Origin of the sequence: Sphingobacterium faecale (assembly GCF_016746095.1) — a bacterium.
GTDB lineage: Bacteria > Bacteroidota > Bacteroidia > Sphingobacteriales > Sphingobacteriaceae > Sphingobacterium > Sphingobacterium faecale.
This window is the reverse complement of sequence record NZ_JAERTY010000016.1, coordinates 40,474-66,748: the sequence shown is the minus strand read 5'-3', so window position 1 is coordinate 66,748 and position 26,275 is coordinate 40,474. Positions and strand designations below refer to the sequence as shown.

Annotated in this window: 30 protein-coding genes and 1 rRNA gene; 11 read left to right on the top strand and 20 right to left on the bottom strand. The window is 38.2% G+C overall.

The window, feature by feature from the left end:
- A 16S ribosomal RNA gene (locus tag JKG61_RS21880) occupies nt 1–115 on the bottom strand; the annotation flags it as partial.
- A 798-nt stretch (nt 116–913) separates the two neighbouring features.
- On the opposite strand from JKG61_RS21880, the gene JKG61_RS21875 reads away from it, so the two are divergent.
- Nucleotides 914–1,534 carry a trimeric intracellular cation channel family protein gene (locus JKG61_RS21875; RefSeq protein WP_202105136.1) on the top strand — a complete coding sequence of 207 codons (621 nt, stop codon included), beginning with the start codon at nt 914–916 and terminating at the stop codon, nt 1,532–1,534.
- Here the strand turns inward: JKG61_RS21875 and JKG61_RS21870 are convergent.
- From JKG61_RS21870 to JKG61_RS21855, 4 genes are all read right to left on the bottom strand, one after another.
- Nucleotides 1,531–2,826, bottom strand: a complete 1,296-nt coding sequence (locus JKG61_RS21870; protein WP_202105135.1) for a UDP-N-acetylmuramoyl-tripeptide--D-alanyl-D-alanine ligase — start codon at nt 2,824–2,826, stop codon at nt 1,531–1,533. The two genes, JKG61_RS21875 and JKG61_RS21870, sit on opposite strands and share 4 nt — an antisense overlap.
- Before the next feature lie 303 nt (nt 2,827–3,129).
- Nucleotides 3,130–5,511: a TonB-dependent receptor domain-containing protein gene (locus JKG61_RS21865; RefSeq protein ID WP_202105134.1), complete on the bottom strand. Its 2,382-nt coding sequence runs from the start codon at nt 5,509–5,511 to the stop codon at nt 3,130–3,132.
- 69 nt (nt 5,512–5,580) lie between these two features.
- Nucleotides 5,581–7,215, bottom strand: a complete 1,635-nt coding sequence (locus JKG61_RS21860; protein WP_237249578.1) for a PspC domain-containing protein — start codon at nt 7,213–7,215, stop codon at nt 5,581–5,583.
- 125 nt (nt 7,216–7,340) lie between these two features.
- Entirely contained in the window at nt 7,341–7,676 is a 336-nt protein-coding gene (locus JKG61_RS21855; protein ID WP_202105133.1) for a PadR family transcriptional regulator, read from the bottom strand.
- 177 nt (nt 7,677–7,853) lie between these two features.
- Between JKG61_RS21855 and JKG61_RS21850 the strand changes: the two genes are divergently transcribed.
- Nucleotides 7,854–8,237 carry a VanZ family protein gene (locus JKG61_RS21850; protein ID WP_202105132.1) on the top strand — a complete coding sequence of 128 codons (384 nt, stop codon included), beginning with the start codon at nt 7,854–7,856 and terminating at the stop codon, nt 8,235–8,237.
- A 136-nt stretch (nt 8,238–8,373) separates the two neighbouring features.
- On the opposite strand, the gene JKG61_RS23210 is transcribed toward JKG61_RS21850, so the two are convergent.
- Both JKG61_RS23210 and rlmN read right to left on the bottom strand, forming a co-directional pair.
- Nucleotides 8,374–9,066, bottom strand: coding sequence for a ComF family protein (locus tag JKG61_RS23210; RefSeq protein WP_202105131.1), 693 nt, complete (start codon nt 9,064–9,066; stop codon nt 8,374–8,376).
- Between the two features lie 55 nt (nt 9,067–9,121).
- Nucleotides 9,122–10,213 carry a 23S rRNA (adenine(2503)-C(2))-methyltransferase RlmN gene (gene rlmN / locus JKG61_RS21840; protein ID WP_202105130.1) on the bottom strand — a complete coding sequence of 364 codons (1,092 nt, stop codon included), beginning with the start codon at nt 10,211–10,213 and terminating at the stop codon, nt 9,122–9,124.
- 106 nt (nt 10,214–10,319) lie between these two features.
- Here rlmN and JKG61_RS21835 point away from each other — a divergent pair, with 106 nt between their 5' ends.
- Nucleotides 10,320–11,117 carry an N-acetylmuramoyl-L-alanine amidase gene (locus tag JKG61_RS21835; protein ID WP_237249577.1) on the top strand — a complete coding sequence of 266 codons (798 nt, stop codon included), beginning with the start codon at nt 10,320–10,322 and terminating at the stop codon, nt 11,115–11,117.
- A 32-nt stretch (nt 11,118–11,149) separates the two neighbouring features.
- Here the strand turns inward: JKG61_RS21835 and rimO are convergent, their stop codons facing one another.
- The 5 genes from rimO to rpmB all read right to left on the bottom strand — a co-directional run bounded on the left by rimO (nt 11,150) and on the right by rpmB (nt 14,445).
- Nucleotides 11,150–12,484: a 30S ribosomal protein S12 methylthiotransferase RimO gene (rimO, locus tag JKG61_RS21830; RefSeq protein WP_202105128.1), complete on the bottom strand. Its 1,335-nt coding sequence runs from the start codon at nt 12,482–12,484 to the stop codon at nt 11,150–11,152.
- A 119-nt stretch (nt 12,485–12,603) separates the two neighbouring features.
- Nucleotides 12,604–13,566, bottom strand: a complete 963-nt coding sequence (ftsY, locus tag JKG61_RS21825) for a signal recognition particle-docking protein FtsY (RefSeq protein WP_202105127.1) — start codon at nt 13,564–13,566, stop codon at nt 12,604–12,606.
- Between the two features lie 179 nt (nt 13,567–13,745).
- Nucleotides 13,746–13,907: a DUF4295 domain-containing protein gene (locus tag JKG61_RS21820; protein WP_021069553.1), complete on the bottom strand. Its 162-nt coding sequence runs from the start codon at nt 13,905–13,907 to the stop codon at nt 13,746–13,748.
- 47 nt (nt 13,908–13,954) lie between these two features.
- A complete protein-coding gene (gene rpmG, locus JKG61_RS21815) occupies nt 13,955–14,137 on the bottom strand; it encodes a 50S ribosomal protein L33 (RefSeq protein ID WP_002998409.1) in 183 nt (60 codons plus the stop codon).
- 74 nt (nt 14,138–14,211) lie between these two features.
- Nucleotides 14,212–14,445 (bottom strand): 50S ribosomal protein L28, encoded by a 234-nt coding sequence (gene rpmB / locus JKG61_RS21810; RefSeq protein ID WP_202105126.1) that lies wholly within the window; start codon nt 14,443–14,445, stop codon nt 14,212–14,214.
- A gap of 323 nt (nt 14,446–14,768) precedes the next feature.
- On the opposite strand from rpmB, the gene recO reads away from it, so the two are divergent.
- A complete protein-coding gene (recO, locus tag JKG61_RS21805) occupies nt 14,769–15,491 on the top strand; it encodes a DNA repair protein RecO (RefSeq protein WP_202105125.1) in 723 nt (240 codons plus the stop codon).
- A 93-nt stretch (nt 15,492–15,584) separates the two neighbouring features.
- Nucleotides 15,585–16,055, top strand: coding sequence for a DUF805 domain-containing protein (locus JKG61_RS21800; protein WP_202105124.1), 471 nt, complete (start codon nt 15,585–15,587; stop codon nt 16,053–16,055).
- 80 nt (nt 16,056–16,135) lie between these two features.
- Here JKG61_RS21800 and JKG61_RS21795 read toward each other — a convergent pair whose 3' ends face one another.
- Nucleotides 16,136–16,327 carry a cold-shock protein gene (locus tag JKG61_RS21795; RefSeq protein ID WP_133586755.1) on the bottom strand — a complete coding sequence of 64 codons (192 nt, stop codon included), beginning with the start codon at nt 16,325–16,327 and terminating at the stop codon, nt 16,136–16,138.
- 134 nt (nt 16,328–16,461) lie between these two features.
- On the opposite strand from JKG61_RS21795, the gene JKG61_RS21790 reads away from it, so the two are divergent.
- The 5 genes from JKG61_RS21790 (at nt 16,462) to gcvT (ending at nt 19,984) form a co-directional block, all read left to right on the top strand.
- Nucleotides 16,462–17,181, top strand: a complete 720-nt coding sequence (locus JKG61_RS21790) for an SIMPL domain-containing protein (RefSeq protein ID WP_202105123.1) — start codon at nt 16,462–16,464, stop codon at nt 17,179–17,181.
- Nucleotides 17,159–17,674 (top strand): DUF4112 domain-containing protein, encoded by a 516-nt coding sequence (locus JKG61_RS21785; protein ID WP_202105122.1) that lies wholly within the window; start codon nt 17,159–17,161, stop codon nt 17,672–17,674. The genes JKG61_RS21790 and JKG61_RS21785 overlap by 23 nt, the downstream gene beginning before the upstream one ends.
- 75 nt (nt 17,675–17,749) lie before the next feature.
- A complete protein-coding gene (locus JKG61_RS21780) occupies nt 17,750–18,118 on the top strand; it encodes a hypothetical protein (RefSeq protein WP_202105121.1) in 369 nt (122 codons plus the stop codon).
- Nucleotides 18,118–18,816, top strand: a complete 699-nt coding sequence (locus JKG61_RS21775; protein ID WP_202105120.1) for a pseudouridine synthase — start codon at nt 18,118–18,120, stop codon at nt 18,814–18,816. The genes JKG61_RS21780 and JKG61_RS21775 overlap by 1 nt, the downstream gene beginning before the upstream one ends.
- 88 nt (nt 18,817–18,904) lie before the next feature.
- Nucleotides 18,905–19,984, top strand: a complete 1,080-nt coding sequence (gene gcvT, locus JKG61_RS21770) for a glycine cleavage system aminomethyltransferase GcvT (RefSeq protein ID WP_202105119.1) — start codon at nt 18,905–18,907, stop codon at nt 19,982–19,984.
- Nucleotides 19,985–20,029: 45 nt separating this feature from the next.
- On the opposite strand, the gene JKG61_RS21765 is transcribed toward gcvT, so the two are convergent.
- The 4 genes from JKG61_RS21765 to JKG61_RS21750 all read right to left on the bottom strand — a co-directional run bounded on the left by JKG61_RS21765 (nt 20,030) and on the right by JKG61_RS21750 (nt 22,512).
- Complete coding sequence (locus JKG61_RS21765; RefSeq protein WP_202105118.1) at nt 20,030–20,260, bottom strand: DUF6358 family protein; 231 nt, start codon at nt 20,258–20,260, stop codon at nt 20,030–20,032.
- Nucleotides 20,257–20,559 carry a hypothetical protein gene (locus tag JKG61_RS21760; RefSeq protein ID WP_202105117.1) on the bottom strand — a complete coding sequence of 101 codons (303 nt, stop codon included), beginning with the start codon at nt 20,557–20,559 and terminating at the stop codon, nt 20,257–20,259. Before JKG61_RS21760 ends, JKG61_RS21765 begins: the two co-directional genes overlap by 4 nt.
- A 29-nt stretch (nt 20,560–20,588) precedes the next feature.
- Nucleotides 20,589–22,007, bottom strand: a complete 1,419-nt coding sequence (locus JKG61_RS21755) for a Glu/Leu/Phe/Val family dehydrogenase (RefSeq protein WP_202105116.1) — start codon at nt 22,005–22,007, stop codon at nt 20,589–20,591.
- Nucleotides 22,008–22,197: 190 nt separating this feature from the next.
- Nucleotides 22,198–22,512, bottom strand: a complete 315-nt coding sequence (locus JKG61_RS21750) for a rhodanese-like domain-containing protein (RefSeq protein WP_202105115.1) — start codon at nt 22,510–22,512, stop codon at nt 22,198–22,200.
- Between the two features lie 220 nt (nt 22,513–22,732).
- Here JKG61_RS21750 and JKG61_RS21745 point away from each other — a divergent pair, with 220 nt between their 5' ends.
- Complete coding sequence (locus tag JKG61_RS21745; RefSeq protein ID WP_202105114.1) at nt 22,733–24,028, top strand: M20/M25/M40 family metallo-hydrolase; 1,296 nt, start codon at nt 22,733–22,735, stop codon at nt 24,026–24,028.
- Here JKG61_RS21745 and JKG61_RS21740 read toward each other — a convergent pair.
- Genes JKG61_RS21740 through JKG61_RS21730 form a run of 3 tightly spaced genes read right to left on the bottom strand, consistent with a single transcriptional unit; the run spans nt 24,025 to nt 26,267 of the window.
- On the bottom strand, nt 24,025–24,588 hold the full coding sequence (locus JKG61_RS21740; protein WP_202105113.1) for a thiamine diphosphokinase: 564 nt from the start codon (nt 24,586–24,588) through the stop codon (nt 24,025–24,027). The two genes, JKG61_RS21745 and JKG61_RS21740, sit on opposite strands and share 4 nt — an antisense overlap.
- A gap of 19 nt (nt 24,589–24,607) precedes the next feature.
- On the bottom strand, nt 24,608–25,798 hold the full coding sequence (locus tag JKG61_RS21735) for a M20 metallopeptidase family protein (RefSeq protein ID WP_394371103.1): 1,191 nt from the start codon (nt 25,796–25,798) through the stop codon (nt 24,608–24,610).
- 13 nt (nt 25,799–25,811) lie between these two features.
- Nucleotides 25,812–26,267, bottom strand: a complete 456-nt coding sequence (locus tag JKG61_RS21730) for an SPOR domain-containing protein (RefSeq protein ID WP_133586767.1) — start codon at nt 26,265–26,267, stop codon at nt 25,812–25,814.
- Nucleotides 26,268–26,275 lie beyond the last annotated feature (8 nt).

Sequence of the window (26,275 nt, the reverse complement as noted above, 5' to 3'; positions counted from 1 at the left end):
CACCCGTGCGCCACTCTCACCATTCCTAGCAAGCTAAAAATGGATCCCGTTCGACTTGCATGTATTAGGCCTGCCGCTAGCGTTCATCCTGAGCCAGGATCAAACTCTCCATAGTAAAATGAAGTGTGAGATCAAGACTATTTATAAAAAATAGAATTGTCTTTATTTAAATAATTTCTGATTCTATGACTGACAGGTTGAGTTTTTTTAACTTTCGCTGTTTCTCAACTACTCGTTACGTTACATGATCATTTCCTTAAAGAACTTTGTCCGCATCCGCATCGCGCTTCTGCTTTTATTACCGACATCCGGAGATGTGATTTGTCATTTTGTTTTTCCGGCCGCCCTTCGTTTCCGTTGGGACTGCAAAGGTAGGAATATTTTTTAAACCTCCAAATTTTATTTTAAAATAATTTCCGGAGAAGATCTAAGAGCATCGGATCTGACGGATTAAACCGCAAAATAAACGCTCTGTCTACCTTATGTCATCGTTCCGGAGAACCGTCCCTCCCTCGCGGAGTGGTGCAAAGATAGCGACTTTAAAACCACATTTCAAAGACATCACACAGACTATTTTACAGCATACACCGTAAAACGCTGGAACAGCGGACAATAAAATTGAAAAAAGAAAGCACACAGGCACCATGGACTGCAAAAAAGGCACACTATTCCTATCATCGGGCAGGATCAGCAGGGATTTAAGCCGGGCATAACAGAGCTTTTATAGTGGTTTACCGCTATGAAACCTCTACAGACCCTCTATTATAACACAACATAACCCCTCTAAAATTTAAAGCAGACATGAAGTAGTAAAGAAGCGATGCAGAAGACACCAAAGGAGGGGCGTATATATCGTATTAGAGATATTAAACTTTGAAAATTTTCTGTATCATTGTCTAACAGTACTTAGATTATGAATATCATCTACGGAATAGACTTACTTGGGACGATGGTTTTTGCCATATCTGGCGGAATGGCAGCGAACAGACAGGGGATTGATGTGTTTGGCGCAACTTTTATGGGTTTCGTGACCGCAATTGGAGGTGGGTCTTTACGCGATGTCTTTTTAAATATACGCCCCGTTTGGGTTGAGGACAGCAACTATCTAATTGCAATATTCATTGGTGTCTTCATATCAGTAATTGCTAATCGGCATCTCTACAACTGGGCAAAAACCTTAACATTATTCGATGCCATTGGAATTGGCTTTTTTACCGTAGTAGGAACACAAAAGTCCCTAGACTATGGCAGTAGCAATATTGCCGCCATTATGTTTGGAATGTTTTCCGCGGCTATGGGAGGTGTAATCCGAGATACTTTAATGAACGAAACGCCTCTTATTCTAAGAAAGGAGATTTATGCGTCAGCATGTTTATTCGGAGCCTTTCTATTTGTAATCCTAGAGTATTTCGGTTTAGGCAGAGGATGGAATGCTTTTATTTCGGCTTCTTTTGTAGTCGGGGTACGATTGATATCCGTCAAATACAACCTATCTTTACCAACAGTCTCCCCCGTCGAAGACAAAAAAAGCTAAAGAGCTTCCAGTAGCCGCTCAAAAGACATTCCTCTAGAAGCCTTAAGCAATACAAAGCACCCTGATATTGTAGCCATAGGAATAAGTGCTTCTGTTGTACTTTCATAAAATTCAGCCCCTTCGCACTTATGCTTATAGAACTCTTTCCCTACAAAAATAAGCCTTTCTAATAACAGCTCTTTTGCTTTCTGAATAACAAGCGCATGTTCTTCATAAGAATCTTCACCTAACTCAAACATATCGCCCAAAACCATTACCTTATGCTCCGCAGTGAGCACCTTCATATTATCCAACGCTGCTGCCATACTACTGGCATTCGCATTATAGAAATCCGCAACAACTGTATTTCGATCTGTTTTTGTAATCTGTGATCGGTTATTTTTGGGTACATAGCCCGCTACTCCTGTATTTATAGAAATTGGATCCACATCAAAGTGTAATCCGACAGCGATTGCTGCCAAAAAATTCTCCGTATTATAAGATCCTGTCAAATTCGTCGAGACTTCATATGTAGCGGAGTTGTTTCTCTCTTTCCAAGTAATAGCCAGATAAGGATTCGCAATCAACAACTTGCCTATCACATTATTTTCTGCACTAAATCCATACCGCACTACGGTATCGATATGTCTCTTCTTCGCCATTTCCACTAAGTGTATATTGTCACCCTGTAAAAATAGTGTTCCATGATGATCCTGTAAATAATCATAAAGCTCCCCTTTAGCGATCTTCACTCCTTCAAACGAACCAAAGCCTTCCAAATGAGCTTTTCCAACGTTTGTGATCAGTCCATGTGTAGGCTTAGCAATTTTCGATAAAAAAGAGATCTCCCCTTGATGGTTTGCCCCCATCTCGATAATTGCTATTTCAATATCTTTAGAAATAGATAATATGGACAACGGAACACCAATATGATTATTTAAATTCCCTTGGGTAGCGAAGGCCTTGTATCGTTGTGAAAGTACAGCGTATAATAGCTCTTTTGAGGTTGTCTTTCCATTTGTCCCTGTAATACCAATTATAGGTATGTGCAATTGGTCACGGTGGTATTCTGCCAAACGCTGTAGAGCCACCAACACATCATCAACTAATATATACCGCTCGTCTTTCTTAAGCAGCGGATCATCCACTACTACATAACGTGCTCCACTACGCAATGCTTGATCCGCGAAAGTATTCCCATCAAAACTAGCCCCCTTCAACGCAAAGAAAACACTTTCCTGTTTTATATTACGCGTATCCGTAGATATTAAAGGATACTGTTTATATATATTGTACAACGCCTCTATTTTCATGGTCTACCTTTTTTATTAAAGCAAAAATAAATAATACTTCATGTTGTCAAAATCTATTCATGAATCTTTTTGAAAAACGTCTTACTTAAGCTTATAAGCTATTACACTATTACTATTAAAAGTAGGGACATAAAATACGCGCGCTCTAGCATTAAACCCTAAATCTGCAGTATTCATTTCTCCCTGTACATCTTGTAATTTCTCGATTATACCATCTTCCTTTACGTAAAATTTTTGGTCGTAAGCTCAGCTAGCTTACGGTACGACTAAATCTAAAACATAAATTAAGTTATCCAATAACTCCTATTGAGCTCTATTTTTCTCTTCACTGCTATTTTCTCGACGGCGAACGGATTGCTTCAAGTTTCCGAATTTATAATTGAAGGTAAGTCGTATAGACTGGGTATCATTGTATTGCCGTATATCTGAATCATATTCTCTGAATTTGGTGTATAAATTATTCCGGTTGCTTCGAAAAACATCCGTTATCGCCAATTTGAACGAACTACGCTGGTCTTTTAAGTTATAACTTATACCGACATCCGTATTGAGTCTTCCTTGAATTTTATATACATTATATAAGAAAGGGGAATTGTAGCGCAAAGCCAATTCAGAAGAAATAACCTTATTAATTTTAAAATTACTAGTTGAGTTCAACTGGAAGAATGTTGATCCTTCACTCACATAATAACCTGCTATGGGACCACGAAAGTGGATGTATATTCCAGTCAGATTATTATACATCGTCCAGAATTTACCGATGCGCGCTGGTATAGTAAGATTGATGTAGCTTGTGTTCTGTTTCCCCAAGTTTTCCCGGGTTACCCATGTTGTCTTCAGAACAGTGTCCTGTCCCATACTTTCAACCATGGCATCATTCGTAAAGTCGTGCCCTATCGCAATATTAAACATCTTATATAATGTGTAATACAGCGAAAATCCGTTTGTATATTCTGGTTTCAAATATGGGTTACCACGCATAGATGTCCGCTTATCAATATAATACTCAAATGGATTAAGATGTCGATAATTCGGTCTCGATATCTTACGAGCATAATTAAGTGTAAATACATGATTTTCGTTCTTAGTATAACTCAACGAACCCGAAGGAAACCAATCTAAATAATCCCGCTTATTCTCTTTGTTTTCCGTACCAGATATCCCATCAGTCACCGTATATTCAGAGCGAAGTCCCGCCTTCACCTCCCACTTATTTAACGACATACTATAATCAATATATCCCGCTGTTATTTGCTCTACATAATTGAATGCATTGGAACGCTTTGAGTTATTTTGCCAACTATCTGCAATGAGTTGATCAAATTTTATTCCGTTATCTGATTCTACATTACTATACTTAACCCCTACTTCAAGATTACCTTTACCGATCTTCTTTGTATAATCTGTCTTCACGGCGAAGATCTTAATATCTGTCAATGAATAGCTCCGCTCCATCTCCGGCGCATAGATTAGCGTCTCCCCATCAGGAAAATAGGTACGATACTCGTAATTGAGTCCAGTACTGGTTTTAAACATACTATAGTCCAAATCCATGGTCAGTACCCTACCCATCGTGTCTATCTTAAACTCATTATTAGCATTAAAAGTGTACTTGTTAAATTTTTCCGTCCCTATTGTATAAGAGCTCATCACCGAGTCAACCACACCTTGCGCACTTCCCATATTCGTCGTACTAGGATTATCCTGGTTTTCTACATTATTATTACCGCTGAATTGTAACACAAATGTATTACGAACAGATGTCTTTTGCTCTAGCCCCAACTTATAATTATGCGTCCGATCTCTCTCTTTTAATTCAGCAAGCTGACTAAATACAGTTTCTTTCTCGCCATCAGGAATCACACGCATAATATTCAGGGTTTCTATCGTTTTATTATCTGTATATGCATAATTACTAAAAACGGTTGTATTACCTTTCTTATAGTTTAAATTGACAGAAGAGTTCCCCCTAAGCCGCTCTCCTTGACCGACACTAGCAACAAAAGATCCGTTAAATCCTTCCAGTTTATTCTTCTTCAGGATTATATTAATTACTCCAGCAGCCCCCTCAGCATCATCTTTAGCAGAACGTGTACTCAAGAGTTCTATACTCTTGATTTGTCCACCATCTGTACTCTTCAAAAAAGTAGCCAGCTGCTCTCCTGTCATATAAGTAGGTCGTCCATCTATTGTAACATTGACACCCTGCCTCCCCATTAGACTGATGTTATTATCTTTATCTACATTGACACTGGGCGCCCGCTTTAAAACTTCAAACGCATTATTTCCCGCACTAACGGAAGAGTTTTCTACATTCATCACCATTTTCCCTTCCACGCTCTGTATCAGGGGCAGCTCCCCCATTACCGTTACAGCCTCTATTTCTTTACTAACAGGAGCCAACATAACATCTGGCAGTTCCACACTTTCGGCATCAGTTTTGAAAATCGCAGTTTCACCTTTACCAAACCCAACAGCGGTAGCTTCTATTATAAACGATCCCTTAGGATAGTCCAAAATAGTATACATCCCTTGGTCATTCGTGACAGCTGTTTTTAAAACCGCTCTAGCAGTAGTCGTGATTAAATAAACAGAGGCTCCATTAATTGGTTCATTGTTGTGATTCACAATCTTCCCTCGTATGCTTGGAGGTTGATTAGCCACTGTCACTATATTACACAACATTAGAGTGATCATTAAAAAAAAAGCACTTTTCATATTAGGCAGCCGTTACGAAATAAATCTATCGATTATTTAATTAGACGATTCATCTTCCGAAATAGTTGCATCTTTTACTTTCTTTTCCTTCTTCTTGGCTTTTTCGATATGCAATGGGGCACATTGTAGCCCTGAGCGTCTCATCACCCACTCGGTATATTTTATAGTTTCATCTTTACCGTATTCCTTTTTACAATCGGAATAGGGTAGATTCCACATTTTCGATCTAATGGTTCGGTCTATCGTAACTTTTGCGCCTTCAGGAAGAAACACGACTACCGACACTGCTTCATCACGATAAGGTTCTTCAGTAGTCAATGCAAAGTGACTATCGAAGACAATCTTTCCTTTGTCCTGTTTTGCTAAATAATCGATATGCGAAGCACATTCCGAGGCACTTTGATAAGTTCGTCCTTTCGCAAAATAGTTATACTGTATATAAGGTATATCTAATGAGTCAATATATTCGAAGCGAATGTTTATTTCATTTCGTAAGTATCTCGATAGTTCTTTCTTGTTGACTTTCATTGTATACTTCTTATCTCCGTTATCCAATGCTGCCGCTTCTATTACCCTAATATCCTTTTCTTCGAAATGATAAACATTTTGTTTTTCCAGGACCTTCTCTACCTTAATGGTACTCGATTCTTTGTACTCTTGTATTCCTACGAAGGAATAGAAAATAATCAGAATGATAGACACGATCCATCCAGCCCACAAACTAAGCGACAGATATGTATTCATCGATCTCGTTTTCAGCAACATTCTTAAAAAGATGTGCAGTAGCGCTATAAAAGGAATTGTAATCGCCATAACTCCGGCAAGCAAAGCAATAAACGCTTGTCCTGTTGACAGTAACCGTAATCCTGGGAACACCATTTCATCCTGATAGCCTAAGATTCCTGTTGCAAAACCGACAAAAGTAATGAGCATACCAATAATAACCATTCCACAGAAAACGAGCATAAGGAAAGCAAAGCCTTTACCTAAAATCTGGAAAAACGTAGATATGCCCTTCCCCACAGCCTTTCCCCCATTGCTCAGGTGTCCTCTTACCGCTGAAAAATCATCCTTATAGCCTTCCAATTCTTCCTCAAAATTCTTTTTAAAATTTTGAAGATTAGGTTCTTCCCCTCGCATAGACATCCGATCAGCCCGTGTAATTGCTTCTGGCATCACAATCCAAAGGATAACATACAAAAGCACTCCAGATCCTCCGAAAAGAAAGAATAATATAAACAAGACTCGAATCCATTTCGCCTGCATACCGAAATAATACCCCAACCCACTACAAACTCCTGCGATCACCTTATCGTCGGGATTACGCATTAATTTCCTTTCAGAAATAACACGTTTGTAATCTTCCTTCGATTCATCCACGTAAGGTTCATCCTTCATTTCGTCCACTTGCTCAAAGTCGCGAACCCTTCCCATCTGCCCAATCACCTCATTAACATCTAGCATAGAGATAACTTCTTTCTTTCCTGCTTGAATTCGTTCCATAAACATCTCGGCAATACGGTTTTCTATATCTTGTAATATCTCCCCACTATCATCAGATTGACTGAAATGGCGCTTAATCTCAATCATATAACTACGCAACACCTCGTAGGCATCTTCTTCAATATGGAAGACTATACTATTTATATTGATAATTATTGTCTTATTCATATGTATATAATTTGTTCTTTAGTAGCCATACGGAATACTAATGGTTTTTTGTGCTTCGCTAAACATGAGTATTTCATATGTATATATTTTTTTCATTATTCGTCTGTTAACAAATTGGTTTATTTTTACTTCTTATTACCTGTTAAAGAAATTTCAACAGCATATACTAACTCTTTCCAGGTGACATCTAATTTGCGTAACACTTCCGTTCCCTCTTCAGTAATCTGATAGTACTTGCGTGGGGGACCAGAAGTAGACTCTTGCCAACTATAGCTTAGTAGGCCATTATTTTTCAGTCTGGTCAATAAAGGATATAGCGTCCCTTCAACCACGAGTAATTCTGCTTTCTTGAGTTCTGCGATTATATCCGAAGCATAAATCTCTCCTCTAGAGATTATTGAAAGGATACAATACTCAAGTATTCCTTTCCGCATCTGGATCTGTGTATTCTCTGCTATCATAACAATACAAAGTTATATCCTTTAGATGGTACTTTGCAATACACAGTACTATATTTTTAAAACAAATAAACACAAACAACTGTAATTCAGATAAATAATTTTATTTAAATAATATTTAATAAAACTTAATTCAATAAAACAACGGTTATATCGGGCAATAATCCGAGATTTGCATCGATGAAATACCTAAAAAGCTATATCTGGGCAATCGTATGGGCGCTAGTAATGTTAGTTCTACTACTATTACCGTCAAAAAACTTTGAAATCAAAAGCGTTACCTTTTATGAAGGCTTTGATAAAATGGTTCATTGTGGGATATTTTTCGTACTATGTATAATACTCTACTGGGAATCTATCTTGAAAAGCAAGAGATCTGTAAATAAATGGACAAGTATTCTCAAAATTGTATCCAGCACAGTTATATTTGCCTTTGCAACGGAGGCAGCTCAACAATACTTATCCCCTACAAGGACAGCAGACATATGGGATATTGTTGCAGATATCATAGGTATAGGAATGGCTACATTTGCCTTCGTATTTTTTTATAAAAGAGAAAAATGAAAAGAAGAAAATATACAACCTGGTTTTTAGCAGCACTTATAACATTCCTTACGTTACAGTCCTGTAGTATTTTCAAAAAAGACTGCGGCTGCCCCAAACCATTATCTGGCAAACGGAAATAAAAGACAGAGCAACATCACGCACGGGCAATGGTCAACACGCTGACTTTAGCTCCAGATAGCTTGAGAATTCTACCCGCCTCACTTAAGGTCGCACCGGTAGTCAGTATATCATCGACCAATGCAACATGTTTATCCTCTAGCATGTTATATTGTGGATTGATACTAAACACACCTTCGACGTTTTCGTATCGTTCTGATCGACTTTTTTTCGTTTGACTTATATTGTATACCTTTCGTATCAGCACATTCTCATGGACAGGTATACCTAGAGACTCTGATAGGCCTATACCAAACTGGAATGCTTGATTATAGCCCCTCTCTCGGCGTTTTCTATTATGAATAGGGATAGCGATCAACATATCAAACCCCTGATCTTTAGCAATATCATTTATTATCTTCCCATACATTTTCCCCAAAAAGCGTCCTATCTGAGGTCTATTTCCGTACTTTAACTGATGTATAAGTCGTTCTACCCTTGAATTTTTAGACAGGTACAACATAGACATAGCCACCTCAAAATCCAACTTACCCCACAGCTGTCTCGCGGTCTCATTATTTACATCATGATGAAAATCTGTTAAGGGTAGATGATATAAGCATTCGGTACATACTATAGATTCATGAGCAAACAATGCCGTATCACAGGCTAAGCACAAGTTGGGCAATAGTACGTGGAGTAAGTCCCTTACAAAGTGAGTTATATTCACAACTAGTTTACCTTGGTATAAAGCAAACTTAATAAAATATGTCGGTTAAATCTAACTAGTTAGTTTTCTCTTTTATAGCCAACTGCCCACATGCGGCATCAATATCCTTTCCTCGGCTCCTCCTTACATTAGTCACGACACCTTGACTCCTTAAATAGCTTGCAAAATCCTCAATTTTATCTGCTTCAGCGTTTACAAAATCAGCTAGGGATATTGGGTTATACTCTATGATATTGACTTTACAGGGCACATGTTTACAAAACTTTGCTAGCTCTTTAGCGTCCTGTAGCTCATCATTAAAATTATGGAATACGATATATTCAAATGTAACAGGGTTTTTCGTCTTAGCATAGTAGTACCTCAGCGCTTCAGCCAAAGCGGTCAACGAATTCTGCTCATTAATGGGCATGATCTCATTTCGCTTTTTATCGTTAGCAGCATGCAACGACAGTGCAAGGTTAAAACGCACCTCGTCATCCCCGAGCTTCTTTATCATCTTAGCAATACCCGCCGTAGATACTGTAATACGTTTTGCGGCCATATTTAACCCATCTGCTGCAGTTATACGTTCCACAGATTTCATCATGTTAGCATAATTAAGTAACGGCTCCCCCATTCCCATATAGACAATATTACTGAGGGGCTGTCCATAATTTTCTTCTGCCTGTTTGCTAATAAGTACCACCTGATCATAGATCTCGTCCGCATTTAGGTTACGCTTACGATCCATATAGCCCGTGGCACAGAACTTACAGGTCAAGCTACACCCCACCTGCGAACTGACACAAGCAGTCATCCGGTCTGGCGTTGGAATCAGCACCCCCTCTATGATATTTCCATCATATAAGGAAAAACTGCTTTTTATTGTTTTGTCACTACTGATTTGTGATTCCTTGACCTTAACATAATTAATGGAAAAACACTCTTTCAATTTTTCTCTGAGGCCTTTACTGAGATTACTCATTTCCTCAAAATCTGTAACGGATTTTTGCCAAATCCACTCATAAATCTGTTTGGCTCGGAATCCCTGCTCGCCCATATCCACTAACCTGGCTTTCAATTGTTCCAATGAAAGGCTCCGTATATCTATCAATTTTGTAGTACTCAACACGATACAAAGATACGTCAATTTTCCCTTTTTCACCATTTTTTGTTTTTTGAATCGAGTCTGTTACAAGATATTCTAAAGTAGTATTCCTATATTGTGCACAAAACAGCTAAACACAATGAAACAACACTTCTTTATCTCAATTATGACTGGAATAGTATTAATGAGCTCATGTGGCTCAAATAAATATTCCGCAACGGAAAAAGTATATAAGAAAAAAGCAAAGGAGTTTGCAATACAGTATAAAGAAGCTCCTGTAAAAGGGCAATTGGAAAAAATAGCGAGCACGGATAAAGAATGGATTGCTTCTATCAATTTCGGGATTCGAAAACCGAATTATGTAATGATTCATCATACGGCACAAGATTCCTTAGCACAAACAGTAAAAACATTTCATAACGCTAAAGCAGGAGTCAGCTCTCATTATGTAATTGGTCGAGATGGCAAAATCGTGCAAATGGTCAATGATCTATATCGTGGCCATCATGCAGGCGCAGGACGCTGGGGCAACGATACAGACTTAAACTCTTCCTCTATCGGCATAGAACTTGATAATAATGGAACTACCGATCCTTGGACAGATAAGCAAATACAAGCCCTTCTTCACCTACTAAGCTCTCTCAAAGAAAGTTACAATATACCACAGGCAAATTTTATCGGACATATGGACTACGCTCCAACACGCAAAAACGACCCTTCACGTTTCCCGTGGAAAATTCTCGCTGATAAAGGCTTCGGATATTGGTACGATGAATACCTAGAAAATGTTCCCTCGGGTTTTGAGCCCAGGTTGGCTCTTAGAATAATTGGTTATGATGTGAAGAATCTAGATGCTGCAATAAAAGCATTCAAACAACATTACATTCAAAAAGACACCAATTCTGCCCAACTGACAGAATACGATCTCAAGGTTCTGTATTCCATCTTTAAGAAATACTTATAAAAAAAGGGCTAAAGCCCCTTTTTTATATAAAATTACTTTACAACCGATCCATACAGATCAAAATCCTCAGCACGCTCTATAGCAACGTTAACAAAATCCCCTATTCGGAGATAGTTGTCTTTTGCGGCGATAACAACCTCATTGTCAACCTCTGGAGAATCATACTCTGTACGTCCTATATAATAGTCCCCATCTATACGATCGACCAATACTTTATAACTATTTCCCACCTTAGATTGATTGATATCGTAAGAAATTCCCTGTTGAACCTCCATGATTGCATCTACTCGCTCTTGCTTAACCTCTTCAGGAATATTATCCTCAAGATTATGAGCATGAGTCTTCTCTTCATGCGAATACGTAAAACAGCCCAATCGATCAAAACGTGTAGTTTCTACCCAAGCTAACATCTCCTCAAAGTCCTGCTCTGTCTCACCAGGATATCCACAGATCAAGGTAGTGCGTAATGCGATATCTGGTACTTTATCCCTTATTCTATTCACGAGGTCAATTTGCTTTTGCTTCGTCGTACCCCTACGCATAGAAGTCAACATATTATCTGTAATATGTTGTAGAGGCATATCCAAATAGTTGCAGATATTGCTTCGCTCATTCATGGCATCCAATATGTCCATAGGAAATCCCGAAGGATAAGCATATTGCAGACGAATCCAATCAATTCCCTCAACATCCGACAAATGTCTTAACAAATCAGAAAGGTTTCTTTTGCCATATATATCCACCCCGTAATACGTAAGATCCTGGGCAATAAGAATAAGCTCCTTCGTACCGTTAGATGCGAGAAATTTAGCTTCTTTTACTAAATCGTCGATAGATTTTGACACATGCTTACCTCTCATCAGCGGTATGGCACAAAACGAACAGGGACGATTACATCCTTCTGCGATCTTAAAATAAGAAAAGTGAGAAGGTGTTGTCAACAATCGCTCACCTAGAAGCTCATGCCTATAATCTGCCCCAATCGATGAAAGCAAATCGGGTAAATCATTCGTCCCAAAATATGCATCTATATTAGGGATCTCCGTCTGCAACTCGGGCTTATACCGCTCAGACAAACATCCCGTTACGATTACCTTATTTACTTTACCTTGATCCTTCAACTCGGAAAATTGTAGGATCGTATCTATAGACTCTTGTTTCGCATTATCAATAAAACCACAGGTATTAATGACCACAATATCATTGGCTTGTATATTATTTGATTCATGCACGACGTCGATCTGATTTCCCTTCAACTGTCCCATCAAGACCTCACTATCGTGGATATTTTTCGAACAGCCTAAGGTCACCACGTTAACCCTTGGCTTTGCTTTCAGAATAGTAGCTTTTGTTTGCTTTGTTTTCATTATGTCGTATTGAACAGAGATACAAGAATATTCAAATAGATCTCTTGCCCTCGTTGAAAAAGGTAAACTAATCCTGAAACTGGGATTAGTCAATTGTCCATATATCTTGGACGGATGTGCTATTTAAATAAAGAATCTACAAAATCCTTTTTATTGAAGAGCTGCAAATCACCAATTTTTTCTCCCACACCAATATACTTTACCGGAATTTTAAATTGATCAGATATTCCGATTACAACCCCTCCTTTAGCGGTTCCATCTAACTTAGTGAGGGCTAACGCATTTACATCTGTAGCTTGGGTAAACTGCGTACATTGCTCTATCGCGTTTTGACCCGTAGAGGCATCCAGAACCAACAAAATCTCATGAGGCGCTCCAGGAATGACTTTTTGCATCACATTCTTAATCTTACCAAGCTCATTCATTAGACCCACTTTATTATGCAATCTTCCAGCAGTATCGATAATAGCAACATCGTCCCCATTAGATACAGCAGACTTTATCGTATCAAAAGCCACCGATGCCGGATCCGATCCCATAGCTTGAGCCACCACACGGACGCCAACACGTTCGCCCCATAATTTTATTTGATCCACTGCTGCTGCTCTGAAAGTATCCGCGGCTCCTAAAACAACTTTGTTACCAGATGCTTTCAGTTGGTGTGCAAGCTTTCCGATAGTAGTCGTTTTTCCTACACCATTAACACCAACAACCATAATAACATAAGGTTTGTGATTACCGTATTCAAAGTTTTCAAAATCATTACTATTATTCTCAGCTAATAACGACTGGATTTCCTCTTTTAGTAACCGATTCAGGTCATCCGTACCTACATACTTGTCCTTTGCAACACGTTGTTGAATACGATCGACGATTTTTAGCGTTGTCGTAACCCCTACGTCCGAGGTTACTAGCACCTCCTCGAGATTATCCAGTACTTCGTCATCTATAGTTGTCTTACCGACTACTGCCTTTGTGATCTTTGAAAAGAAACCCTCTTTGGTCTTTTCTAATCCTTTATCCAGAGCCTCTTGTGCTTCAGGAGTTTCTTGCTTCTTCTTAAAAAAATCGAATAAACCCATATTTCAAATTTAAAAAAAGTAAGAAGATCAAAAAACTTTTCTATAGACCAATGGCCTTCCGTTTTTACGTTCTTCTCATGTTTAGGAAGCAAATATACTAAAAAAGCCCTTTCGGCTTATGCACCAAAACGGCTCTTCAACTTTTTAAAGAAAAACTTTAAAAAAGGAATATCTTCTGCTTATTTATTTGCTGCAGCAACGACTTCTTTTACATTGTCATTGTGCACCATGCTCTCTTTGAAAGTATAAGCTCCTGTTTTAGGAGACTTCGTTGTGATGATTACTTTTGTAAACTCTTTACCACCACCTTTTTGTAACGATGCTACCGATTTCTTTGCCATAATTCTATTTTTAAAATGGACAAGTTACAACCTTGACCAAATATGATTTATTTAATTTCTTTATGAACAGTTACTTTTCTCAACACTGGATTGAATTTTTTCAACTCCAAACGCTCAGTCGTGTTCTTTTTGTTCTTCGTTGTGATGTAACGTGACATACCTGGAAGACCGCTTTCTTTATGCTCAGTACATTCTAAAATTACCTGTACTCTATTTCCTTTTTTAGCCATTGTTTTACTTTATTTTAATCCGTCAGCTGACGGATCGATTTCTTGAATATCTTTAATTAACAGGCAGTTATCTATTAAACGTATCCTTTTTTGATAAACTTGCTAATAACAGAAGAAATTCCGTTTTTGTTAATTGTTTTAATAGCAGACGTAGATACTTTCAAAGTAATCCAACGATCTTCTTCAGGAATGTAGAAACGTTTAGTTTGTAGATTAGGATAAAACTTACGTTTGGTTTTAACGTTCGAGTGAGATACGTTATTTCCTTTTAATGCCGTTTTGCCTGTTAAATCACAAATTCTTGACATGATATTTATTTTTAATGTTGTCTATTTACATAAATCGTCTTCGCACTCTCTGCAAAGAGTTTGCAAATATCTATATTTATTTTTGGATTTACAACAATCAAAAGCAGAATTATTTTTGAAAAAACTCTGTTTAACACAGGAATGCTGCAAAGATATATGTTTTAGAACATGATTTTTTCTTTTACCCAACAAAATAGTTTTCAACAATTAACATTATTTTCGTCAATAGGGAAGGGCTTCTAGCGCCAATACATACTATTCCCGTCGACTATTTCAATTATAAAATACTCTCAGAAATACCTAAGTTTGTCTGTTTATAGCGCATGTTACAAAAGACAAAGGGAATAGCACTTAAAATAACATATTACTCAGAAAGTAGTATTGTTGCACATATTTTCACAGAAAACCTTGGTTTGCAATCTTATCTGATAAACGGCGCTCGAAAACCTAGGGCCAAAATACCTATTAACATGTTACAACCCCTTCATATACTAGATATGGTCGTTTATGTAAAAGATGGGGCTATACTACAACGGATAAAAGAAGCATATCCCGCTCCAGCACTGAAGCAAGTACCCTTGGATATTAGGAAAAGTGCTGTCGCCCTATTTCTAAATGAGATATTATACAAAGTACTTAAACATCAACATGCAGACCCACATCTTTTCCATTTCGTTTTTCAATCGATCCTTTGGCTGGATCAGACAGAACTTTCTATACATAACTTTCATCTATGCTTTTTGATGAAACTAAGTCGTTTCTTAGGCTATCTCCCAAGTTCAACCGGCCAATCGAAGCCTTATTTTGACCTCATGGAAGGATGTTTTATAAACAATCTTCCAGCTCACGGCTACGTTTTACAAGAACCGCACACGGGGCTATTCCACTCCATTCTTACCTGTAGTTACGAAGATAGTCCGCATATAAGTATAACACACCGTGACAGAATATACATCCTACAGCAGATTGTCAATTTTTACAGATTGCATACGGAGAATTTCGGAATAGTTAATTCTCTAGAAGTCCTTGAAGAAATATTTCATTAAATTTCGAAGAAAAAAAAATTAGTTTATTTTTGACTTGTAATAGTTTTTTTACATAAATTCACTTAAAACAAAATTTTATTAATAACTACAACTATGGAATGGTATTTAAAGGTCGTAAGAGATAATTACGCAAATTTTAACGGTCGGGCTAGACGAAAAGAGTATTGGATGTTCTTTTTAGTAAACCTTGGAGTCAGTATCGTATTAAACATTATAGACAGTGTTCTAGGATTGAAAATGGGCGGAAACGAATTGGCCGCTTATGGTGGAGGAACAGGTATCCTTAGTGGAATCTATTCTCTAGCGGTATTTATACCGGGCCTTGCAGTAACCGTAAGACGTCTACATGATACAGGAAAATCAGGATGGAACTACCTGTGGGTATTGACCTGTATCGGAGCGCTCTATGTCTTATACTTGGTTATTCAAGAAGGAGACCGTGGTCAAAACCAATATGGAGAAGATCCAAAAGGAGGAGAGAACGAGGATCCATTCGCAGGTCAACGAGATATCAATAACCCTTTCTCTGGCCAGAACAATCCTTTTAGAAACGACAATCAATAATTAGATCCGTCTGTACAACAAGAAAAGCCGAAAATTTTTCAGTTTCCGGGCTTTTTCACAATAAATATATATAGAATCTACTAGATAACTTTTACATTTACCGCGTTAAGACCTTTACGGCCCTGCTCAACTTCGTAAGTGACATCATCACCTTCACGAACTTTGTCGACTAATCCTGAAACGTGAACAAAAATTTCGCTCTCGCCTGACGCAGGGATTATGAAACCGAAACCCTTGGTCTCATTAAAGAATTTTACTTTACCTTCTTGCATTATTTTAATTTGTTAATTTCTCTAAAGATAATGGATAAAAAACAAAAAGTTATCATTTATTTTAAAACTATGTTAAACATTTTAGCTTTTTCTTTGTCTATCGACATATAAAACATTTTTAAGAAAATAGTATTATGAAAAAAATAATAACCTTATTCCTTATAATCGGTTCTATAGCCATGGTAAACGCTCAAACAACAAACATCGAAAGCAGTCGCAAAGTAGCAACCAAAGGATATGCAGAAAAAGAGGTTACCCCAGATATCATTTATCTCTCTGTCAGCCTGAAAGAGTTCTATATGGATGGCAATACCAAGAAAAAAGTAACTATCGAACTTATAGAAAAACAACTATTTGATGGAGCTATCGCGGCCGGAGTAAAGAAGGAAGACATTACAATTCAAAACATTTACAGTTATAACTACGAAAACAAAAAAAAGAACAACGAGTTACTGCAATCCCGTCAATACCGCATTAAAGTAACCAACTTAAATGGCCTCAGCACCATGTTGGACAAGATTGACCCACAAGGTTTACAAAGCACATCTATAAATGGTTATGATCATTCTCAAAAGAGAGAGATTGAAAAGGAATTAAAAACAATTGCGGTAAAAGATGCTCGACAAAATGCAGAAATTCTAGCGGCTGCCGATGGTCAGTCTGTAGGCCGTGTATTGATTATTAATGACAATAGCAGCATCAACTTTAATGACTTCGCACCTGTGCCTCAAATGATGTACGCTAAAGCGTCCCGTATGGACACGTCTGGAGGCACAGAATCAAATGACCTGAACATCGATATTCGCCCTATCAAATTAACCTGTTACATTGATGGCGTTTTTGAGATCAAATAACGTGGAAACATCTTCTAACACAAGGCTTATTGAAAAGCGTAAAAAAGACTTCATTTGGGTCGAGCGCGTTTCCTATCTCTTAGACAATAAATTTAATATCGGGGGGTTCAGGTTTGGCCTGGATCCCTTATTAAATTTAATACCTTATGCCGGCCAAATCATCTCCTTTGCCACCTCTATTTTATTAGTTCTCATCATGCTTCGCAATGGTGCTGGTTCCAAAGTGGCTGTAAAGATGCTACTCAACGTAATTTACGACGCTTTCTTTGGTTCAATTCCCTTCTTTGGGCAAGTATTTGACTTTTTTCATAAAGCAAACCAGAAGAATATAATCCTTCTACGCGAGCACTACTTTGAGGAAAAACACCAGGGTAGCGCAAAGAAGCTATTGATCAGCATATTGATTATATTACTTGTTGTATGTATCGCGTTATTCTATTTCATGTGGTTACTATCCGGGTGGTTTATTCGCCTCCTAGGTACCATATTCTAAGAGTATTCTTGATACTTCTCAAGTTATTAAGTACAATACCTGTGACTTTGTTTAAATTAATTTTAATTTTGCTCCATGTCCAAAACTAGAATATTCGCATTACTAATGCTTGCTTTAATTTTCGCAAGTATTCTGACCAATCCACCCCGTGAGCAGTTTGAAAAAGCACTCACGATCAAGGCAAAAGATCTACTTGAAAAACAACTACATTATAAGGACAAAGATGCTGTGCTTTTAGGTATGACACTATTTGGCGATAAAATCGTTCAGGATTTTATTGATCGAAGTATTATCATCAAAAACTACTACCTCTTCTCCATTGTAAAGTTAAAATGGCAGGACACAGAAACTCCGATAGGAGTGGGGGCATTTAAATCCGTTTGGATTAGTCCAAAAATTGATGAAAAAGCAGATGAAATCATTACAATATTAAAAGATCTGTAATGCTAGAAATCTTATATCAAGATGAGTTCTTAATCGCGATCAACAAACCACACGGTTTACTTGTCCATCGGTCTTCCATAGCAAATGATGCCTCCGAATTTGCATTGCAGATGTTACGTGATCAAATTGGCAGACCTGTTTATCCCGCCCACCGATTGGACCGTAAGACGGGAGGGGTGCTACTCTTTACATTGGACAAAGAGACAGACCGTCTCACGCAACCGCTATTTGCTGAAAACAAAATGGATAAGAGCTATTTAGCTGTCTTAAGAGGTTTCTGCCCTGAGCAGGGCTGTATTGATTATCCGTTATTAAAGGAAAACGGCACTTCACAAAATGCTATAACACATTTTCGTCGTTTAGCGCAAGCGGAGATTGCTATTCCTCTTGGCAAGTTCGATACCTCGAGATACTCTCTAGTAGAGGCCACCCCCCAAACCGGCCGAATGCATCAACTGCGCAGACATTTCGCTCATATATTTCACCCTATTATAGGCGATCGCCCCCATGGTTGCAATAAACAAAATAAACTCTGGAAAGAACGCTTTGACATGGATACCATGCTGCTACATGCAAGCAATCTTTCGTTTCAGCACCCTCGTACTGGACAAAAAATAGAAATAAGGGCCGATCTTCAATCTTCTTTTATAAAAGCATTGGATATCCTTCAAATCAGCTTTAAAGAAGAGGAGAACTAGTCAAATTTTATCAATATTGCAAAATATAAGGTCACAATGTCAACTTTATAAGTATTTTTGTAATAAAACATTTTTATATAGCTAAAGAATGAAAAACACAGCTTTGACAGATTTGCATATATCACTAGGTGCAAAGATGGTTCCTTTTGCAGGCTTCAACATGCCTGTACAATACACTGGTATAAACGATGAGCACGAAACAGTACGTAATGGAGTGGGCGTCTTTGACGTAAGCCACATGGGAGAGTTTATCTTAAAAGGAGAAAAGGCTCTCGATTTGATTCAAAAAGTATCTTCCAATGACGCCACAAAACTATATGACGGCAAGGTACAGTATGCTTACCTTCCAAACAAAAATGGAGGAATCGTTGACGATTTTCTAACGTATAAATTGGATGACGAGACTTATCTTCTAGTTGTCAATGCTTCAAACATTGAGAAAGACTGGAACTGGATAAGCCAGTTTAATACATTTGGAGTAGATATGAAAGACATATCTGATGAAACTGCACTACTTGCAATCCAAGGACCAAAAGCGGCTGAAGCTCTACAATCGCTTACAGAAATAGAACTTGCTTCCATGGAATACTATACATTCCAAAAAGGAAAATTTGCAGGAGTGGATAATGTAATCGTCTCCGCAACAGGATACACAGGAGCAGGAGGGTTTGAAATATATGTTGCTAACGAAGATGTGAAAACTGTTTGGGATGCGATTTTTACGGCTGGAGCCCCTTATGGAATTAAACCGATTGGACTTGGTGCTCGTGATACCTTACGTTTAGAAATGGGCTTTTGCTTGTACGGAAATGATATCGATGACAATACATCTCCTTTAGAAGCTGGATTGGGATGGGTTACCAAATTCACAAAAGATTTCGTAAACTCAGAAAACTTAAAAGCCGAAAAAGAGGCTGGAATTCAAAAAAAGCTTGTTGGTTTTGAGATGATTGATCGCGGAATTCCCCGCCATGATTATGAGATTGTAGACGCAGATGGAAATATTATCGGCCGAGTTACTTCAGGCACGCAATCCCCTACATTGAAAAAATCAGTTGGATTAGGTTATGTCAACAATGCTTTTACTAAAGAAGGTACGGAGATTTACATCAACATAAGAAACCAAAAAGTAAAAGCTGTAATCAAAAAGCCACCTTTTGTAAAGTAATTGGCGAGTAGAAGATATGCGCTCATAAAAAAGGGATAACTAACATTATCCCTTTTTCTTTTTAGTAACCTTACTGTTCTTTTCTTGTTGCTTTTTGACCAAATCACTCTTGACATGCTTCAAAAGAACAATCTTCAAATAGATCAGCACTACGGAAATAGCTATAGCTGCTCCCAGAATCAGCATATTCCCACTTTGATAAGCCGCTACACCACTCATTATCAAAAAGATTATACCTAAATTCAACAATAAGTTTAGTATAAAATGTTTCTTCATCGCTTTTTGTTTTCTTTACCAATTACCCTTTCCCTAATAAATGCAAAATACGCAATCCCTCCTAGAATATTCGTCAAAATCACAAATAGGGCTAACAGTACACGCTCGGACGTGCCAATATTCATTGACAACATTATCTCTCGAAGCACCAATAGTACCCAAATCATAGATATAAGCAGCGATATACTCACCAGTACCACTGCAAACGGCATCTTTAATAGGACTGTACCAATTGCCAATACATAAAAAACCAGACTAAAATAGAACGCCTGTTTAGTCTGGTGATATAAATTTTTCATCCTCCGAAATTACAAAAAAATACTGTTACCTACGGAAAGATTCCCAGTTCTTCATAGGCCACGCCAATTTTATTAATAGCACATATAAACGCGGCAGTTCTCAAATCTTCGACTCCATCCGTATTCTTCCAGACATCTCTGATTTCTTGATAAGATCCCATCATCGTATCTTCCAGACCCGAATGCACTAAATCAATCTCATCAGGTCCTCTCAGAATCATTCTACGTTCCACTTCCGACATTTTTTTATTGGTGAGCTCTTCAACCGAATTCATGATTTCAGCATACCGATTTTCGCTGAATCTTTTTTCCAAACGTCCATACCGAACATGGCTCAAATTCTTCAACCATTCGAAATAAGAAACAGTTACTCCTCCTGCATTGAGATACATGTCTGGAATGACTAACACCCCTTTACTTTGGAGTATAACATCTGCTTCCGGAGTCAACGGTCCATTTGCTGCTTCACCGATTATTTTGGCTTTGATTCTATCAGCATTTCCCCCATGAATGACCGCTTCTAGAGCTGCAGGTATCAAGATATCACATTCCTGTTCCAGCCCCTCAGCTACATCCGGTATATTTACCGCTCCAGGAAAATTTAATAGTGACCCCGTCTGTGACCGATATGCTTGTGCCCCATCTACATCAATGCCCGTATCATTATATATAGCTCCATTATATTCAATCAATCCGACAATGATAGCTCCTGCATTTTGACAAAATTTAGCGGCATGATATCCCACATTTCCAAGCCCTTGCACAATTATTCTCTTTCCCTTTATTCCAATAGATAATCCTATTTTATCCATATCTTCCTCTATAGAACAGGCTTCCCGTATCCCGAAGAACACCCCCAAGCCCGTCGCTTCTACACGACCGCGAACACCCCCTTGAGAAATAGGCTTTCCTGTCACACAAGCCATTGCGTTAACATCATTCGGGTTCAGGGAAGAATACGTATCTACAATCCAACTCATCTCCCTTCCTCCAGTTCCATAATCTGGAGCGGGAACATCGATCCCTGGTCCAATAAAGTTCTTTTTACATAATTCCGATGTATACCGCCTAGTAATCCGCTCGAGGTCTCCGACAGTATATTTAGAAGAGTCTATTTTTATACCACCTTTACCACCTCCAAACGGAACATTGACAATCGCACATTTATAAGTCATCAGTGCCGCCAAAGCCATTACCTCATCCTGATTAACCTCCATACTAAAACGGATGCCTCCTTTACAAGGTAATTTGTGATGCGAGTGCTGTACCCGATACGCTTCGATAACCTCGACTTGGTCTCCTATACGGACCGGGAATTTAACCTGCAAAATAGAATTGCAAACTTTAATCTGCTCTAGAATCCCTTTTGAGAACCGTGTGAATTTTGCTGCTTTATCAAAGCTTCGTTCTACTCCACTAAAAAAGCTATAAGTATTACTTGTTGACATAGTATCCGTAATTAGTTACACATTCAGATACTATAAAATTAAAGAAATTAGAGCGAACGCATTGTATTTCAATAGCTTTATTTTATATAAAAAATACATTTCTAGAAACAAAATGCATTTCGCACAAAAAAAGGTGTCCTAAAACACCCATTCATTACCTTCTTTAAAGAAACTAGAATTAAAACAAAATCTAATACACATCCATTTCCGGATTAATTTCCTCTTTCCACGCTAATATACCTCCTTTAAGGTTTGCCAAATTCGTGAATCCCTGTTGTTCCAATAACATCACTGCTTGTGCACTACGCTTTCCAGAACGACACTGCATGATTACCGGTATATCTTTGGATATTTTATCGGATTCTATCAAAATACCACCTAAAGGAATATTAATACCATTCAAATTAGACACTTCATATTCAAATGTCTCACGAACATCAATCAATTGAAACTCTTCGTTTTGATCTATCATTGATTTTAACTCCTGAACTGTAACCTCTTTCATATGTGTAAATTTTAACTTTTTATTACCTTGTTGATTGATTAAAAGTAACACTTTACTTTCTCGATCGCTATTAAAAGTACTGCAAAACAGACACTTCCTATTTTACTTTTATTACAATCAAACTTAGATAAAATGCATGGCATTCACGAATCCATCATAAAAAAAATTTATGTCAATCCTATTTATTAAATTGTACGCTATATTGAACAAAATCAAAATAATGAAAAAGCTCTTCTTCATCTCTTTACTATTCGTATTTACGAGCGCTGCTTTTTGCCAAAACTCTTCGCACAATATTGTAGATCGCAGCGACATAGAAAGAATTTTAAACGTACTGGCATCCGATGATATGAGAGGTCGACACGCTTTAACAGAAGACGCGGAGCGAGCGGCTGATTTTATAGCAAAAGAATTTAAAGCCGTTGGTCTCACACCCTACACGGAGAACGATTATAGACAACGGTTTGAGATGCAACAGATATCAAAACGTAATAGCTCTGTAACCTGGAATGGAAAAGTTCAAGAACCAAATAATTTTCTGATTTTGGGACATGCTCCCAAAATCCATTGGTCAAAATCCTCTCAAATACCCATATACAGTATAAAGAAAGGAGAAGATTTTGCCCAGAGTTTTAGAAATCATGTACAGTCTGATGAAGATGCAATTATACTTGTCGACCCTAGCTTCTCTGCCTTTATAGCTCGCTACAATAAAATATATTCGCGAGAAGATCTCGTCACCAAAACAAGCCACACTCCCACGAAAGTATTTATAGTTAGCAAAAAAGCATCTGACAAGTATGAGATTATCAGCGAAAATAATATAAAAACGGTGTCTATGTCAAACGTTGCTGCAATCCTCACTGGCAAGTCTAAACCGGGTGAGTATGTTATTTTTTCAGCGCACTACGACCATATTGGTATTATCGATGCTGAAGGACAAGATTCTATTGCCAACGGCGCAGATGATGATGCTTCGGGCACTACCGCCATTATCAGTCTTGCTAAATATTACAAAGAACAAAATAATAATGATCGCACATTAATCTTTGTTGCATTTACAGCAGAAGAAATAGGAATGTTCGGATCAAAATACTTTTCGAACAATATTAATGCAGACAGTGTTATCGCCATGATAAACATAGAAATGATCGGTAAAGATGCCAAGTTTGGTCCTAATTCATTGTATATAACAGGGTATGACCGGTCCGACTTAGGCCAGCTAATGCAGCATAATCTAAGCGGTTCAAACTTTCGGTTCTATCCAGATCCCTACCTACAGCAAAATCTCTTTTACAGAAGTGACAATGCGGTATTGGCAGCACTCGGTGTCCCAGCACACACTTTCTCTACATCACAGATTGACAAAGACAAATTCTATCATACCGTAAGAGATGAAGTCAGCACGCTAAATATTGATAATATCAAATCGAGTATAGAAGCTATTGCTATTGGTGCTTCTGGAATTATTAACGGAAGCCAAACTCCTCGCCGCGTAGAAAAGTTAAAGGACTAAACCTCTTCACCTATACAAACGAATGTTTCAGTATTAAATATCAAACTAAAGAAACCGTCAGTTTCCGTCTCAAAGGATTGCCCTCCAGTAGGACGCAATCCTTCCTGAGATTTTAAAACCCTTGGATCAACAAATATTTTCTCACCTTTCGGTTTCCACTTTTCATAATATCTTTTCACAAAAACATATCTTCTGTTTTCGCAAAAAACAACCATATTAATATCCTCAGCATATTTTATTATCGTATCATCCATCTCTGAGCACAAGATATTCACTGCGGGATAGGATTTGGAGATTAAATAAGGTATTGCTGTATCGAAAAATGATCCCTCAAGCGAAAACAGCATAGTTTCTTCTTGTAGATAAGGAATAGGCATACCCGCAAAAACGATATCTACTTTTATTTCCTCCGAAAGAAAAAAATCCAGGCTATAGGTATCCGTAATTATGGTAGGGGACCATTCTAACAACTGATCTAACAGCTCCTTTTCTAATGCCCGAAAGTCTTGTACTAATAGTGCAGGTTCTTGATTCTCTCTGACAATATGATGTGACGACATTTATCTCGGATTATCGTTTTTATGCTTTGAGCTGTTGAATAGTTATATAAGCCATTAAGCCTATACTTAGCTCTAAAGCATCCTCATCAATATCGAAGGTAGATGTATGAACTGCGGAAGTAATTCCTTTACTAGCATTCCCTGTACCTAGTCTGTAAAAACATGCTGGTATTTCTTGCGAATAATAAGCGAAATCTTCTCCAGCGGGCCAAAGGTCTAACTCCACAACATTTTCCTTTCCAAGGTATTCCTCTGCAAAAGATCGCGATTGATTTGTCAAAGTGGGGTCGTTTGTCAAAAAAGGATATCCTTTACGAACCTCAAACTCACAATGAGCGCCCATTGCCTCGGCAATTCCTTCGGCAATCTGGACCATTCTTTTATGCGCCTCACCTCGCCACTTCTCATCGTAAGTTCTAAACGTTCCTTCTACGATCACCTCATCTGGGATAATGTTCGTAGCTCCACTACCTATAATCTTTCCCCAAGATACCACAGTAGGAATACGAGGGTCAGCGTATCGACTTACGACTTGTTGCAAAGCCGTTATGATTTGTGCAGTGATAGCAATAGGGTCTATATTTTGATGCGGGTGTGCCCCATGTCCTCCTTTGCCTTTGATCGTCATATAGAGTTCATCTGTCGAGGCCATATATTGCCCAGCTCGAAACCCAACCTTTCCAGCCTCAATAAAAGGCATGACATGTTGTCCTAAAATAGCCTCAGGCTTGGGATCTTCTAGAACTCCTTCTTTAATCATTAGGGATGCACCTCCTGGTAACTTTTCTTCTCCAGGTTGAAAAATAAGTTTTACAGTACCTCCAAAAACGGGTCTTAAATGTTGCAATATTTTTGCTACTCCAAGTAGGGAAGAAGTGTGCACATCATGTCCACAAGCATGCATTATGCCTATTCGTTCAGAGCCATATTCACGTCCCTCTACTTCAGTAATAGGAAGCGCATCCATATCTGCACGTAATGCAATAATCTTATTCGACTCCAAATCTCCCTTAACAAGGGCGACGACCCCCGTATTTGCCATGGACTCGTAACGGATTCCTAGCACATCCAATTGTTGCTTTACAAAAGCGGATGTCTCAAATTCTTCAAATGAAAGTTCAGGATTACGGTGTAAATGCCGACGGATATCGACTGTTTCTGAAAAAAAGGCTTTTGCCAATGCCTGTATGTCTCTCTTAAGATTGGCCATTGTGTACATATTACTATTCCCAAACCCAAATGTCTTCTTGGAATACGAAGACTGAACTGTATTGTGAACGCAATACACGCATAAAATTATTTGCTTCAGTTCGGCTAGTAAAATCCCCCACTTTAACCCTATAATTTGGTTCTTCGTAGTTTATATAACTATCCATATCTGTGTATTGGCTTCTAAAACGGCTTTGGGCAGCATAGGCATCGTTCCGGTTGGAACCAGAGTATATCTGCACTCGGAAACCCTTTCTCTTCACCCGGCTTGCTTTACTCTTATCTACCACCTTAGGGCCAAGACTAACCGTCCGTGTTGCTGTGGGATTGATTTCATGCTCTGCTCTGAAGTTTTGCAAAATTGCAATCAAGGTATCTCGAGATACTTCAACTACACCTGTTTGCTGTGCTTTGGCCGACAAGACCATTACTCCTAGAACAAAACCTAAAATCAATCCTTTTCTCAACATTATATTAT

What these genes read in the sequence shown, in the direction of transcription:
- JKG61_RS21875 (WP_202105136.1), top strand. Translation starts at nt 914, where the DNA reads ATGAATATCATCTACGGAATAGACTTACTTGGGACGATGGTTTTTGCC.
- JKG61_RS21870 (WP_202105135.1), bottom strand. Translation starts at nt 2,826, where the DNA reads ATGAAAATAGAGGCGTTGTACAATATATATAAACAGTATCCTTTAATA.
- JKG61_RS21865 (WP_202105134.1), bottom strand. Translation starts at nt 5,511, where the DNA reads ATGTTGTGTAATATAGTGACAGTGGCTAATCAACCTCCAAGCATACGA.
- JKG61_RS21860 (WP_237249578.1), bottom strand. Translation starts at nt 7,215, where the DNA reads ATGAATAAGACAATAATTATCAATATAAATAGTATAGTCTTCCATATT.
- JKG61_RS21855 (WP_202105133.1), bottom strand. Translation starts at nt 7,676, where the DNA reads ATGATAGCAGAGAATACACAGATCCAGATGCGGAAAGGAATACTTGAG.
- JKG61_RS21850 (WP_202105132.1), top strand. Translation starts at nt 7,854, where the DNA reads ATGAAATACCTAAAAAGCTATATCTGGGCAATCGTATGGGCGCTAGTA.
- rlmN (WP_202105130.1), bottom strand. Translation starts at nt 10,213, where the DNA reads ATGGTGAAAAAGGGAAAATTGACGTATCTTTGTATCGTGTTGAGTACT.
- JKG61_RS21835 (WP_237249577.1), top strand. Translation starts at nt 10,320, where the DNA reads ATGACTGGAATAGTATTAATGAGCTCATGTGGCTCAAATAAATATTCC.
- rimO (WP_202105128.1), bottom strand. Translation starts at nt 12,484, where the DNA reads ATGAAAACAAAGCAAACAAAAGCTACTATTCTGAAAGCAAAGCCAAGG.
- ftsY (WP_202105127.1), bottom strand. Translation starts at nt 13,566, where the DNA reads ATGGGTTTATTCGATTTTTTTAAGAAGAAGCAAGAAACTCCTGAAGCA.
- JKG61_RS21820 (WP_021069553.1), bottom strand. Translation starts at nt 13,907, where the DNA reads ATGGCAAAGAAATCGGTAGCATCGTTACAAAAAGGTGGTGGTAAAGAG.
- rpmG (WP_002998409.1), bottom strand. Translation starts at nt 14,137, where the DNA reads ATGGCTAAAAAAGGAAATAGAGTACAGGTAATTTTAGAATGTACTGAG.
- rpmB (WP_202105126.1), bottom strand. Translation starts at nt 14,445, where the DNA reads ATGTCAAGAATTTGTGATTTAACAGGCAAAACGGCATTAAAAGGAAAT.
- recO (WP_202105125.1), top strand. Translation starts at nt 14,769, where the DNA reads ATGTTACAAAAGACAAAGGGAATAGCACTTAAAATAACATATTACTCA.
- JKG61_RS21800 (WP_202105124.1), top strand. Translation starts at nt 15,585, where the DNA reads ATGGAATGGTATTTAAAGGTCGTAAGAGATAATTACGCAAATTTTAAC.
- JKG61_RS21795 (WP_133586755.1), bottom strand. Translation starts at nt 16,327, where the DNA reads ATGCAAGAAGGTAAAGTAAAATTCTTTAATGAGACCAAGGGTTTCGGT.
- JKG61_RS21790 (WP_202105123.1), top strand. Translation starts at nt 16,462, where the DNA reads ATGAAAAAAATAATAACCTTATTCCTTATAATCGGTTCTATAGCCATG.
- JKG61_RS21785 (WP_202105122.1), top strand. Translation starts at nt 17,159, where the DNA reads ATGGCGTTTTTGAGATCAAATAACGTGGAAACATCTTCTAACACAAGG.
- JKG61_RS21780 (WP_202105121.1), top strand. Translation starts at nt 17,750, where the DNA reads ATGTCCAAAACTAGAATATTCGCATTACTAATGCTTGCTTTAATTTTC.
- JKG61_RS21775 (WP_202105120.1), top strand. Translation starts at nt 18,118, where the DNA reads ATGCTAGAAATCTTATATCAAGATGAGTTCTTAATCGCGATCAACAAA.
- gcvT (WP_202105119.1), top strand. Translation starts at nt 18,905, where the DNA reads ATGAAAAACACAGCTTTGACAGATTTGCATATATCACTAGGTGCAAAG.
- JKG61_RS21765 (WP_202105118.1), bottom strand. Translation starts at nt 20,260, where the DNA reads ATGAAGAAACATTTTATACTAAACTTATTGTTGAATTTAGGTATAATC.
- JKG61_RS21760 (WP_202105117.1), bottom strand. Translation starts at nt 20,559, where the DNA reads ATGAAAAATTTATATCACCAGACTAAACAGGCGTTCTATTTTAGTCTG.
- JKG61_RS21755 (WP_202105116.1), bottom strand. Translation starts at nt 22,007, where the DNA reads ATGTCAACAAGTAATACTTATAGCTTTTTTAGTGGAGTAGAACGAAGC.
- JKG61_RS21750 (WP_202105115.1), bottom strand. Translation starts at nt 22,512, where the DNA reads ATGAAAGAGGTTACAGTTCAGGAGTTAAAATCAATGATAGATCAAAAC.
- JKG61_RS21745 (WP_202105114.1), top strand. Translation starts at nt 22,733, where the DNA reads ATGAAAAAGCTCTTCTTCATCTCTTTACTATTCGTATTTACGAGCGCT.
- JKG61_RS21740 (WP_202105113.1), bottom strand. Translation starts at nt 24,588, where the DNA reads ATGTCGTCACATCATATTGTCAGAGAGAATCAAGAACCTGCACTATTA.
- JKG61_RS21735 (WP_394371103.1), bottom strand. Translation starts at nt 25,798, where the DNA reads ATGGCCAATCTTAAGAGAGACATACAGGCATTGGCAAAAGCCTTTTTT.
- JKG61_RS21730 (WP_133586767.1), bottom strand. Translation starts at nt 26,267, where the DNA reads ATGTTGAGAAAAGGATTGATTTTAGGTTTTGTTCTAGGAGTAATGGTC.